This window comes from Nocardioides gansuensis, assembly GCF_003076135.1.
Lineage (GTDB): Bacteria > Actinomycetota > Actinomycetes > Propionibacteriales > Nocardioidaceae > Nocardioides > Nocardioides gansuensis.
In genome coordinates this window covers 165,553-177,369 of the sequence record NZ_QDGZ01000009.1, presented here as the reverse complement: position 1 = coordinate 177,369, position 11,817 = coordinate 165,553, and the positions used below count along the sequence as shown (strand labels likewise).

Sequence of the window (11,817 nt, the reverse complement as noted above, 5' to 3'; positions counted from 1 at the left end):
GTCTCTGACTCCAGCGCGGCCGGCTCACATCCCCAAGCCGACTCTTCGGACAAGCCACTTCCCGGACCCGCCGACACCCAGCCTAGAACCTCACTCCCGGCGGCCTCTTGACATAGAGGGGAGCCATATCCGGGCGCAGCTGCGGACCCAAGAATCGTCGGGCCTTCGGCATCTTGAGCTGCATCAGATGGGGCGCCTTCAGCCGGCTTCAGTTGGCGCTGGGCTTCTGCCCGCCAGCTGCCAGGCCGGCCGCAACTGCTGCCAAGAGAAGGCCTATACCGACGCTGAAGATGCTGACCAGACCAATGATCCCCAGGATGACGACGCCGGCCAACGCGAACGCTCGGCTCACCCGCGAATCGCGCACCAGAGCCGACGTGACAGCCAGGCCCGTCCCGATAAGCATCAACATGACCCACGGGAACACATCCCAAAACGAGTTGTTGCCTTCGCTCGCGACGACAGCCAAGTAGACCACCGTCGTGGCACCGGCCAGCGCGCTGCTCACCCACGCCCAGCCGCGATGCGCCATCGCTGCCAGTGTTGCCACCTCCGAGACGCTACTCCCGAAGGCCGACATGGGTCGGATCACTCGCTGCACGACCGCGCACCTCGCGGCAGATGGGGACGCCTTCTCAGCCGGCTAAGTAGACGCCGGGCTTCTGCTCGCCAGCTGCCAGGTCTGGCCACGGACGAGGTGTCTACTTCGCTCTCCAACCGGGACTCGAATCGTGTGCGACAGTGGGCAGTAGCCGCTCGCGGCTTCCTGCGAAGGTGAAGGTGTACTGCACCGAGTACGTCGGTCCTAGTTCCGGCTGAAGCTCGTGGCTCAGCAGCATTCCGCGCTCATCGAAGTGCGACATGTCGATGTCGCGCTCACCGCTGTCGTAGCGGTAGTACTGCTCCGCCCCAGGAAAGTAGTCGTGTTCGGAGACTCTCCGAGATGGGCAGAACTTGCTCTAGACCCTCAGATTTAATTTCGCCGTTGACGGGAGCGCCTGCCATGGGTCGCCCCAAAGCGCGAAATCGCAGCCGATCTCGGTGAACATCCTGATCCGGTAGGGCCTCACGTCGTCATTGTTCTAGACCGTGTCGCATCGCGCTCTGTCATCGGCAAGAGCGCGCTCCGCGGCATGTGAGTGCGTGGGCGAGAGGACCGAGGAGTTGGGGATCGTGGACCCAATGGGGAGGGCAGGACGTGACTCCTAAACGGTCATCGCGCGAACGGCGCCTTCGCCCGTGGTCGGCTGCTCGGCGCCGTTCTACCCTGGACTCGGGGACATGAGAGATCCAGCCAGAATCGAGGCGATTCACACATGTCAGCGATCTTAGGCAACCACGGCGACAAAGACCCACGTCCAGGCGGACCGCGTCCACAGCGAAGCACCCGCCGAGGGCGATCCCGAGTTCGACGAACCGAGATCCGGGCACATTCCATGGATCCTGCAGAAGGCGCCGACGAAGACTGAGCCGCTTAGCTGCGACGAGGACTGCGCGCTGGGTCGAACGAGGCAGGTCACCACGCGCGATTCGCGGCATGACCGGGCACTGGTTGGGCGCTGGTGGTCTTGTCAGTAGGCAACGATCGTCGATCGCCCCTCGGGTTATCTGCCCGGTCGAGCCGGAGTAGGCATGGTGCTGGCGCGCCAGTCCGCGGCGCCCCTGTGGGGAACCTGGCAGATCCTGTGGCTGCCGCCCACCGAGCCGGTCACATGTTGGCGCCGGTGTTCTCCTCGGCGCTCCGGAGTCGGGTGGTAGAGCCGCGAACCACGAGCTTCGTGGGCACGTGCATGGCCTGGTCAGTTTCCTCGCCCCGCAGCAGCGCGAGCAGCATCTGGGCGGTGAGCTTCCCCTGCTCGGGGACGGGCTGGGCGACCGTGGTGAGGTCGAGGAACGCCGAGAGCGGATGGTCGTCGATCGCGACAATTGACATGTCCTGGGGCACGCGCAGGCCGGCGCGGCGCAGGACGCTCATCGCCCCGAACGCGATCTCGTCGGAGTGCGCGTAGACCGCGGTGGGGGGCTCCCGGAGGGACAGCAGCCGCGCCATGCCCTCCGCGCCATGCTCTGGACCCCAGTCGACCGTGCTGATCAGCGCGGGATCGACCTCGATCCCGGCGGCTTCCAGGCAGTCGTAGTAGGCCTGGATCCGGCCCGGCCGGACCGGCCAGTTCGGCCAGGCCGGGTCGCGCGCCCCGATCATGCCGATACGCGTGTGACGCAGTTGGAGCAGGTGGTCGACCGCTTGGCGGGCGGCCGCGTGGTCATCGATGCAGACGAACGGGTAGGCGGCGTTCTGGCCCCCGGCGGCTACCACCGTGACACCCATCAGCTCGAGCCGCGCGCGCTCCTCGTCGGCGACCGGGAAGGCCACCACCACCACCGCATCGACCTTTCGGCGAGCCGGCAGCTGCTCGAAGAAGCGGCTCCGGTCCTCGGAGTCGCCCACGTGATAGAGCAGGACATCGAACCCGGCAGCCCGGAGCACCGAGCCTAGGCCGGACACCATCGCCCCGAAGAACCAGCGCTCGATGTGCGGCACCACCAGCGCGACCCGCTGCCGGGTCCCCCTCGCGAGTCCCGAGGCCTCGGGGGAGACCACGTAGTTCACCCGTTCGGCGACCTCCAGAACCCGGGCCCGGGTGGCGGGCGAGACGCCGTACGCGTTGCTCAGAGCGCGCGAGGCGGTCGCCGGCGACACCCCGGCCAGACGAGCGACGTCGGCGAGCTCCAGCTTGTCCTGTGGTGGCATGCCGCAGATGCTACCAAGGGTCGGAAGCGTTTACGACACCGGCATCTCTCGAGCGCTACCGCGCGGCTTGCGGAGGCACACCTCAGGCCGGATCGTCCGTCTCCGGGCCTTGACACTCGTGACAGCTGTCACGCATGGTTGTCGGAAGCGCTTCCGAAACTGCCTTCATCGACAAGGGACCGGACATGACCACTCCACTCGCGAAGACCCGCCGACGCACCGCTCGAGCCGGAGCAGTCTTGCTCGCCAGCCTGGCCGCCGCCGGGGCCGCGGCCTGCTCGCCCCCCGGGGAAGGGGGCAGGGCTACGCAGGACCAGGTCGCCCCGGCCTCTGTGAGCACCGACATCGGCGAGGAGCCGATCGAGCTCACCCTCTATGACGGGGCGGGGCTGAAGGCCGTGGACGAAGCGCTGATCGAGGCGTTCACGGCGAAGCACCCCAACGTCACCATCACTACTCGGTTCGACCCGGACGACGTCCAGGCGCAGAACGCGCCCCGGGTCCTGGCCTCCGACGACCCGCCCGACATCGCCCGGATCATCGCGCTTGGCGACATCGTGGGCAACGGCCAGCTGACCAAGCTGGATGCGTGGGCGCAGGCCTACGGCTGGGAGATCCCCGAGGGCCAGCTCGCCATGTACCGGGTCGACGACAACGGCGTCCGCGGCGCGGGCGCGCAGTACACCGTCGCCAGCGGCTTCGTGGTGACCGGTCTCTACTACAACAAGGAGATCGCCGAGCGGGTGGGTATGGGCGAGCCGCCCACGACCATCGTCGAGCTGGAGGAGGACCTCGCTGCGGCCAAGCAGGCCGGCGTGGTGCCGATCATGGCCGGAAACCAGACCGGACAGCTCATCTTCACCGTCCAGATGCTGCTCAACGACGCGCTCGGCCAGCAGGCGCTCAACGACTGGGTCTTCAACGCCCCGGGGGCCACGATCGACACGTCCGAGGCGGCCGACGCGGTCGGCACGGTGGCGAACTGGGTCGAGGCGGGCTACTTCCCTGCAGACACCAACGGAACCGACAGCACCGCCGCGCTCGGCCGGTTCGCACGCGGCGAGGCACTGTTCTACCCGTCGGGCAACTGGGATGCCGCTGCCCTCGAGGAGCAGATGGGGGACAACGTCGGGTTCGTGCTGCCCCCCTCTAGCGACGGCACCTCGTCGCTGGCGATGTCCGACCCGGTGTCGAACTTCGCCATCCCGGCGAAGTCCGACGCCAAGGACGCGGCCGCTGCGTTCCTGGACTTCCTGACCAGCGAGGAGGCACGCCAGGTGATGGTGGACGCCGGCTTCGCCCCCAGTGGCGAGGGGGACGCCCCGACCACCGAGCCTGGCTCGCTCAACGCCGAGGTCCAGGCGGCGTTCGCCGACCTGGTCGAGGCCGACGGGCAGGTCCAGTTCGTGCAGAACGCCACCAGCGGGATCAACGCGACGTGGCTGGCACAGACCCAGCTCCTCGCCGGCGGCGGCAGGACCTCGCCGGCCGACCTCCTGACGGCCGTCCAGGCCAAGTACGACGAGGAACTCGGGCGATGACTCGGCTCCGGCACCGGAACTGGCAGGGATGGTGGTTCGCCCTCCCCGCGCTGCTGATGTACGGCGTCTTCGTGCTCCGCCCGCTGATCTCCACTGTCCAATACTCGTTCTACGACTGGGACGGCATCACCCCGGCGACCTGGGTAGGGATTGACAACTACCGCCGGGTCCTCAGCGACCCCGCCCTGGCGTCCTCGATCTGGCACGCGTTCTTCCTGATCATCTTCTTCACCCTGGCGCCGGTCGTGGGCGGCCTGTTCGTGGCGGCACTGCTCCAGGAGATCCGGATCCGCGGCCTGGCGACCGCGGCACGGACCGCACTCTTCTTGCCGCAGATCATCCCCGGCGCCGCGGCGGCCATCGCCTGGGTGTGGATGTTCTCCGGGAACGGCGCGGTGAACCAGGTGCTGTCCTCGATCGGGCTGGACGGCATCACCCGGGCCTGGCTGGGGGACTTCACGTGGGCCCTGCCCGCGGTCGGGGTGATCGGCACCTGGCTGGGCCTGGGGTTCTGCACCATCCTGTTGATCTCGGGCATCGGCAAGATCGACACCGCGATCTACGAGGCCGCCCGGCTCGACGGCGCCGGGTTCCTCAGCACGTTCCGCGCGGTCACCCTGCCCGGGCTCCGCCAGGAGATCGGCGTCTGCGTCACCGTGACCATCATCGCCGCGCTGGCCACCTTCGACATCGTCTTCATGTCCACCCAGGGCGGGCCCGGCACCTCCACGATGGTCCCCGGCGTACTCGTCTACCAGCTCGGGTTCACCGAGTCCCGGATCGGGCTGGCGAGCGCGCTCGCGATCGTCCTCACGGCCCTGATCCTGGTCGTCATCCTGCCCATCCAACGGTTCTTCCGGGCGGCGTGACCATGAAGACCTCCGCACGCGAACGGATCCCGGGTCTGGCCCTCCTGGCCCTGGCGATGGTGTTCTCGGTCGTGCCGATGGCCAGCATGCTCTCGGCCGCGCTCCAGCCCCAAGGCACCAGCCCCTCGGGGATCAGCTGGCCCGCTGACCCCCAGTGGCACAACTTCGTCGACGCCTGGCGGGTCGCGGAGGTCACGCCGCTGCTGATCTCCAGCATCATCCTGGTCGCCGGCGTGGTGCCGGTGGCGGCCCTCATCGCCACCATGGCCGGCTACGCGCTGGGACAGCTGCGGATCCCGGGCGGATGGATCTTCTTCGTGCTGCTCCTCTTCGGTCTGACCCTGCCGAGGGAGGCCACGATCGTGCCGCTCTATTACCAGATACGCGACCTGGGCCTGCTCAACACCCGCCTCGGACTGATCCTGGTGTTGATCGGCACCTTCATGCCCTTCGCCGTGTTCTGGATGCGCGCCCACTTCCTCAACGTGCCGCCCGAGCTCGCCGAGGCGTCCGCGATCGACGGCGCCACTTCCTGGAAGGCGTTCCGTCACATCCAGATCCCGATCGCGATGCCCGCCATCGCGTCCCTGTCCCTGCTGCTGTTCCTGTGGACCTGGAACACCTTCCTGCAGGCCATCGTGCTCATCGACGACCCCAGCCGGCGCACCATGGCCGGCGCGCTCCAGAACTTCGTCGGCCAGTACTCCACCGACGTGGTCCTGCTCAACGCGGGCTCGCTGCTGATCATGGCGCCAACGATCGTGGTGTTCCTGATCTTCCAGCGCCAGTTCTCCCGAGCCCTGATCAGCGGGGCGGTCAAGGGATGAGCACCTCGCCCGACCCCGTCACCGTGCGACCTACAGGAGCAACCCCCGTGCCCGACCAGGCAACCCACGACCCGGACTGGTGGCGCACCGCCGCGGTCTACCAGATCTACCCCCGCAGCTTCGCCGACTCCAACGGCGACGGCCTGGGCGACATCACGGGAGTCACATCCCGCGTCCCGTACCTGGCATCACTCGGCGTGGACGCGGTCTGGCTCAGCCCGTTCTACCCCTCGGCGCTCGCCGACGGCGGGTACGACGTCGACGACTACCGTGCGGTGGATCCCAGGCTTGGCACCTTGGAGGACTTCGACGAAATGACCGTGGCGCTCCACGATGCGGGCATCAAGGTGATCATCGACATCGTGCCCAACCACAGTTCGAACCGGCACCGGTGGTTCGCCGAGGCACTGGCGGCAGCGAAGGGGTCACCGGCCCGGGACCGCTACATCTTCCGGGACGGCACCGGCCCGGACGGTGCGCACCCGCCATCGGACTGGGAGTCGATCTTCGGCGGGCCCGCCTGGACCCGGGCTCCGGACGGGCAGTGGTACCTGCACATGTTCGCGCCCGAACAGCCCGACCTGAACTGGAACAACCCGGAGGTGCGGCAGGACTTCCTGACGACGCTGCGGTTCTGGGGCGACCGCGGCGTGGACGGATTCCGGATCGACGTGGCACACGGGCTGGCCAAGGACCTCACCGAACCGTTCACGGCGTCCGCCCACCTGCCCGACCCGGCCGAGGCCGACGGATCCCACCCGCTGTGGGACCGCGACGAGGTCCACGACATCTACGCCGAATGGCGCAAGCTGTTCGACGAGTACGACCCACCCCGCATGGCTGTCGCCGAGGCCTGCGTGCACCCCACGCGACGACACCGCTACGCCCATCCCGACGGCCTGGGTCAAGCGTTCAACTTCGACCTGCTCGAAGCCGGCTGGAACGCCGCCCAGTTCCGCATCAGCATCGACCGGCACGTCGAGGACGGCGGTATGTCGGCCACATCGGCGACCTGGGTGCTCTCCAACCACGACGTGGTCCGGCATGCCACCCGATATGGCCTGCCTGGCGCCGAGAAGCAACCTCGGGAAGTTGCCATGGCTTGGCTGCTCAGCAACGGCGACCAGCCTCGCCTCGATCGCGACCTTGGTCTGCGGCGCGCCACGGCGGCGACCCTGCTGACCCTGGCCCTGCCCGGATCGGTCTACCTCTACCAGGGCGAGGAGCTCGGACTGCACGAAGTCGCCGACCTCTCCGAGGGCGATCTCCAGGACCCGGAGTTCCACCGGTCCAACGGCTCACGCAAGGGCCGCGACGGTTGCCGCGTACCGATCCCCTGGACCAACGAGAAGCCGTCGTTCGGCTTCTCCGAGAAGGCCGCGCACCTGCCGCAACCCGACTGGTTCGCCCAGCACTCCATCCGCAACCAGGAGGCTGACCCCGACTCCACGCTTCAGCTCTACCGGCGAGCGCTCGCGTTCAGGGCCAAGCTGGCCAGGCCCGGCTTCGCTTGGTACGACGACGAGAACCCGGCGGTACTCCACTTCACCCGCCCTGGGAGATGGCACTGCGTCACCAACTTCAGCCCCGAACCAGTGGCGCTGCCCGAGGGAACCGTCATCCTGGCTAGCGCGGAACCGGTCGACGGCCGACTGAAACCCGACGCCACGGCCTGGATCCTGACTGGCCGAGGAGCGACCGCCTGACCGACCTCCGAACAGCGTGTCCCTGAGGAGGGCCCCACTATTCCGCACCGCTTGCCACGGCACTCCAGACAAGGGGACGACCAAGGGCAGGGTCGGGCCGCCGGAGGGTCTGGGGCGACGAGGCTGCATTTTGGGCCGAATTTGACGTAGTGAGTCGACGATTCAGTACGTCGACACCGCACGATGAACCTGCGGCTATCGACTTCTCTGTTCGACCGGGTTTCTAATGTGCACGGACATCGGCTGAGCGTGCAGTTCATACGGACCGAGTAGCGGTTCAGGCGTAGAACACCTCCCGGACGACGACATCGTTGATGAGCGGGGGGTCGGCCCGCTCATGTGTGGATTCCCCGAGCCGCCCGGGGCGAGTGGGTCTAGGGTGGTTGCTCCACCAGTAGATGGTGGCTCCCCGCTCTCGCACGTGTGACACGCAAGCGGCCAGGTCCGAAATGGACGACGCTCGCCCTCTTTGCCGCTGCCGACCTCAACCTCGTGTCATATCGGTGTCGCAGACCGGGTCGAGGCCGTCTCTCATGCAGGCCAGCCCGCGACGTACGCCGGACTGTAAATCCGTCGGCTTTGCCTTCGAAGGTTCGAATCCTTCACCTGCCACATCAGGGAGAACGAGCCCCTGACCAGCGGACACGTTGGTCAGGGGCTCGTTCGCTCTGGCCGACGATGTCCGGCCAGAACCGGCGCTCTACGGCCATCCTCGTCAACGCCGTCGCGATGTGCGGGGGATCCTGATCACGTCGCAGGCGTGGCCGCTCGGGAAGTGCCCGCCGTCTGGACTCCACGGGCCTGGATGTATACGGTTCCTCGCAGTCACGGGCGACTCGGCGCCGACTACAACCGAAAACCCGCCCCGGGTACGCCGAGTCCTGCCCGCCCGGGACGTCCTTCGAAGATGATTTGGGCAGGAGTGGGGGAACCACAGGTTCCACCGCCGGGGTCGCTCAGGACGGCACTGTTCCGACGACCCGGCTCGGGGTGAAGCCACCGCACGGTGGCGGAGCACTTTCCAGCTCTAACCCGACAGCTCACCTCACAGGCGTGGGAAAGGAACACATCCATGCCTGCGATTTGTCGCACGGCGCGCTCCTGCGCGCTCTCCTCCGACACCCCCGGTGTCCTCCTCACCCCCGCGACCGGCGAGAGGTGGGGCCTGTGACCAGGCGTCTCTCGCTCGTGGTTGCGATGCTCATAGCCCTCGTCGCCGCCTGCGCGACCATGACGCCGATGGTCAGCGCGAGTGTCGGCTTCTGCGAGGCCAAGCCGCGGCACCCCAAGTGCCAGCAGCCGACGCGGGAGCCGACGCCGACCTCTTCGTCGACGCCGACGCCGACGCCGACCCCTTCGTCGACGCCGACCCCGACGCCGACCCCGACGGAGGCGACATCACCCACGGGGGCACCACCGGCAGCACAGCCCGGGTTCGTCCGCGTGTTCACCGACGAGTTCAACGGCAGCGCCGTCGACACCCTCAAGTGGAGCACCTACACCGGCCCCCTCAGCTCGTCATCGGGATGCAACGAGTCCGACAACCTCAAGGTCGGCGGCGGCGTGCTCACGATGCTGTTCGCCCACCAGTCCTCGGGGGTCTGCGGGGCCAATTGGTACCACGGATCGATGATGATCAAGCGGGCGTACGGGGGCAACAACCAGTCCGTCACCGTCCGGTTCCGGGTGGTCAACAACGACCCGCTCAACACGCGCGCCCACCGGATCATCCCCATGCGTTGGCCCTCCAGTGACGGCTCCTCCCCCGAGCCGCCCTGGTACAACGGCGAGTCTGACTACTGCGAGGGCAGCTCGCTCGACGGGTGCACCTCCTTCCTGCACCACTCGTCCTCGTCGCAGCAGGTCGCATCACCGAAGCACCTCGTCGACCTGACGCAGTGGCACACCCTCCGCGCCACGCAGAGCGCGGGCAATGACGTCCAGATCTTCGTCGACGACATGGCCAAGCCCATCTGGTCGTACGACGGCACCACCGTCACCGTTCCGGACGTTTTCAAGCGAACCGTGCTCCAGCAGGAGTGCCGCTCCTCGTGCCCGACCGACGTCACGGACTGGGAACGCATCGAGGTCGACTTCGTGACCGTGGACAACCAGGAGGCCACGCCTACTGGTGCGCGCTGATGCGTAGCCACTCCTGATCCACGACTACTGCCGCAGGGCCCTCCACCAGGGGAAACGCACGGTGGGGGGCCCTTCGCATGCCAGCCCTGGCCCCTAGGGTGCGTCCATGGTCGTCACCGGACTCGTGCTCGCGTGCGCTGCTGCGCTCCTCCACGTCTACATCTGGGTGATGGAGTCGCTCACCTGGACCAGCGCGCGGACGCGGGCCACGTTCGGCACCACGCGCGAGCAGGCGGAGGCGACCAAGGAGCTGGCCTTCAACCAGGGCTTCTACAACCTCTTCCTCGCGATTGCGGTCGCTCTCGGCACGCTCATGTACGCCGCGGGGCGCACCGAGGCGGGCGCGACGCTCGTCTTCACGGGTGCCGGGTCGATGGTCGCCGCGGGCGTCGTGCTGCTGACCTCTTCGCCCTCCAAGGCGCGGGCCGCGCTCGTCCAGCTGGTGCCGCCGTTGCTGGGCGTGCTCGCGCTGGGCGTCGGTCTGGTCCTCTGAGCGTCGTCCCGGACGCCGGGACGTCAGCGCCCGACTCGTGTGACCGTCAGGCTGTGCAGGTTGGCTGTGCCGCCCTCGGCGAAGAGCGCGATCCCGTCACTGGTGGGGGAGGGGAAGACCTGGTCGGTGATCACGACGCGCCCGCCGTCGGCATAGACCTCCACCGACGTCGTGTCGATGTGGATCTCGAGCACCAAGGGTTCTCCCTCGTCGAGGCCGAGCGGAGCCGAGTGCACGGCGCCGAAGTCGGGGTGGAAGCAGGTGTCGCCGGACGAGGTCCGGTCGACGTACAGCGCGCGCTTGGCGGCGTCGTACCCGACGACGGTGCACTCGCCGGTGCCGACCCGGACCAGTAGGCCGCATCGGGATGCGGTGCCGGGATCCAGCTCCGCAGTGAGCACGGCGCTGGTGACCCGCCAGCTGTCCGGCAACGGGTGTACGCCGTCGGGCAGGTCCCGCGCCGTGACCGTGTGGACCGGGGCGGGCAGGCCCTCGACCACCGGCCTCTGCACCAGGACCTGCCGGCCTCGGTGGGTGCGCAGCTCGTAGGTGCGCGGCGCCGACATCGAGCCACGGTACGGGCGGGTGGGCACGTCCTTGGCGTAGTCCCAGTTGCTCATCCAGGCGATGAGCAGCCGCCGCGCGTGCGGGTCGTCGTTGAACGACACCGCGGCGTAGTAGTCGGCGCCGTAGTCGACCCACGTGCCCGAGCCTGGGGCCGGATCGGCGGTGAAGGTGGTGCCGTCGAAGTCGCCGACGAAGTACTGCATGCCCGACCCGCCTGCCGGGGCGCCCTCCTGGACGCTGACCACCAGCAGCCAGCGCGTGCGGTCCGTGTCTCCGTCGACGGCCACCGGGAAGAGGTCCGGGCACTCCCAGATGCCGGCCGTGGAACCGGCCGGCCCGAAGTCGCTGAGGTGGGTCCAGGCGAGCAGGTCGTCGGACCGGTACAGGCGTACGACGTGCTCGGTCGAGAGCGCCACGGCCATGACCCAGTAGCCGCCCCCGGCGTACCAGGACACCTTGGGGTCCCGAAAGTCGGTGGAGCCGATCTCGAGCACCGGGTTCTTCGGATGACGGGTCCAGGTCCGACCGTTGTCGGTGCTCCACGCGACCGACTGTCCCTGGTGTCCGGTGAGGAGGTCGTGGCTGGTGTAGACCGCCACCATGGCGGGGGTTTCGCTGGTGCCGAGCCCGGAGGTGTTGGCACGGTCGACGACGACGCTGCCGGAGAAGACCGCCTCAGTAGGCGTGTGCTCCAGCGCGACCGGGAGCTCCTCCCAGGTGGTCAGGTCGTGGCTGACGGCGTGCCCCCAGGACATGTTGCCCCAGTCATCGCCGAGCGGGTTGTACTGGAAGAACAGGTGGTACTCGCCGTCGTACCAGACGAGCCCGTTGGGGTCGTTGATCCAGTTGCGCGCGGGCGTGAAGTGGAAGGTGGGCCGCATGGGCTCGCCGGACAAGGAGGACTCCTGGCGGGTGAGGGG

10 protein-coding genes and 1 riboswitch are annotated in these 11,817 nt (G+C 68.1%); of the genes, 6 read left to right on the top strand and 4 right to left on the bottom strand.

The genetic code is table 11. The features are described from left to right. Positions 1-208: 208 nt before the first annotated feature. A complete protein-coding gene (locus DDE18_RS19400) occupies positions 209-550 on the bottom strand; it encodes a hypothetical protein (RefSeq protein ID WP_133241277.1) in 342 nt (113 codons plus the stop codon). Between the two features lie 1,158 nt (positions 551-1,708). After that, positions 1,709-2,752, bottom strand: coding sequence for a LacI family DNA-binding transcriptional regulator (locus DDE18_RS19395; RefSeq protein ID WP_116573917.1), 1,044 nt, complete (start codon positions 2,750-2,752; stop codon positions 1,709-1,711). A 185-nt stretch (positions 2,753-2,937) separates the two neighbouring features. On the opposite strand from DDE18_RS19395, the gene DDE18_RS19390 reads away from it, so the two are divergent. From DDE18_RS19390 to DDE18_RS19375, 4 genes are read left to right on the top strand one after another with little or no spacing between them, the layout of a single operon-like run. Beyond that, complete coding sequence (locus tag DDE18_RS19390) at positions 2,938-4,293, top strand: ABC transporter substrate-binding protein (RefSeq protein WP_116573916.1); 1,356 nt, start codon at positions 2,938-2,940, stop codon at positions 4,291-4,293. Then, positions 4,290-5,162 carry a carbohydrate ABC transporter permease gene (locus tag DDE18_RS19385; RefSeq protein ID WP_116573915.1) on the top strand — a complete coding sequence of 291 codons (873 nt, stop codon included), beginning with the start codon at positions 4,290-4,292 and terminating at the stop codon, positions 5,160-5,162. Before DDE18_RS19390 ends, DDE18_RS19385 begins: the two co-directional genes overlap by 4 nt. Positions 5,163-5,164: 2 nt before the next feature. Beyond that, positions 5,165-5,989, top strand: coding sequence for a carbohydrate ABC transporter permease (locus tag DDE18_RS19380; RefSeq protein WP_116573914.1), 825 nt, complete (start codon positions 5,165-5,167; stop codon positions 5,987-5,989). Then, positions 5,986-7,695, top strand: a complete 1,710-nt coding sequence (locus DDE18_RS19375; RefSeq protein ID WP_116573913.1) for a glycoside hydrolase family 13 protein — start codon at positions 5,986-5,988, stop codon at positions 7,693-7,695. The genes DDE18_RS19380 and DDE18_RS19375 overlap by 4 nt, the downstream gene beginning before the upstream one ends. Positions 7,696-8,593: 898 nt before the next feature. Continuing rightward, positions 8,594-8,762: riboswitch (cyclic di-AMP (ydaO/yuaA leader) on the top strand. Between the two features lie 69 nt (positions 8,763-8,831). On the opposite strand, the gene DDE18_RS23120 is transcribed toward DDE18_RS19375, so the two are convergent. Beyond that, a complete protein-coding gene (locus tag DDE18_RS23120) occupies positions 8,832-9,101 on the bottom strand; it encodes a hypothetical protein (protein WP_165821245.1) in 270 nt (89 codons plus the stop codon). Between the two features lie 37 nt (positions 9,102-9,138). Here DDE18_RS23120 and DDE18_RS19370 point away from each other — a divergent pair, with 37 nt between their 5' ends. Both DDE18_RS19370 and DDE18_RS19365 read left to right on the top strand, forming a co-directional pair. Continuing rightward, positions 9,139-9,837 carry a hypothetical protein gene (locus DDE18_RS19370; RefSeq protein ID WP_165821244.1) on the top strand — a complete coding sequence of 233 codons (699 nt, stop codon included), beginning with the start codon at positions 9,139-9,141 and terminating at the stop codon, positions 9,835-9,837. 106 nt (positions 9,838-9,943) lie between these two features. Continuing rightward, entirely contained in the window at positions 9,944-10,330 is a 387-nt protein-coding gene (locus tag DDE18_RS19365) for a DUF1304 domain-containing protein (RefSeq protein WP_116573911.1), read from the top strand. Between the two features lie 23 nt (positions 10,331-10,353). Here DDE18_RS19365 and DDE18_RS19360 read toward each other — a convergent pair whose 3' ends face one another. After that, positions 10,354-11,793 carry a glycoside hydrolase family 32 protein gene (locus DDE18_RS19360; RefSeq protein WP_211754646.1) on the bottom strand — a complete coding sequence of 480 codons (1,440 nt, stop codon included), beginning with the start codon at positions 11,791-11,793 and terminating at the stop codon, positions 10,354-10,356. Positions 11,794-11,817: the final 24 nt, after the last annotated feature.

Bases quoted from the DNA above. Each gene is read 5' to 3' on its own strand.
- DDE18_RS19395 (WP_116573917.1), bottom strand. From the start codon at position 2,752: ATGCCACCACAGGACAAGCTGGAGCTCGCCGACGTCGCTCGTCTGGCC.
- DDE18_RS19365 (WP_116573911.1), top strand. From the start codon at position 9,944: ATGGTCGTCACCGGACTCGTGCTCGCGTGCGCTGCTGCGCTCCTCCAC.
- DDE18_RS19385 (WP_116573915.1), top strand. From the start codon at position 4,290: ATGACTCGGCTCCGGCACCGGAACTGGCAGGGATGGTGGTTCGCCCTC.
- DDE18_RS19390 (WP_116573916.1), top strand. From the start codon at position 2,938: ATGACCACTCCACTCGCGAAGACCCGCCGACGCACCGCTCGAGCCGGA.
- DDE18_RS19380 (WP_116573914.1), top strand. From the start codon at position 5,165: ATGAAGACCTCCGCACGCGAACGGATCCCGGGTCTGGCCCTCCTGGCC.
- DDE18_RS19375 (WP_116573913.1), top strand. From the start codon at position 5,986: ATGAGCACCTCGCCCGACCCCGTCACCGTGCGACCTACAGGAGCAACC.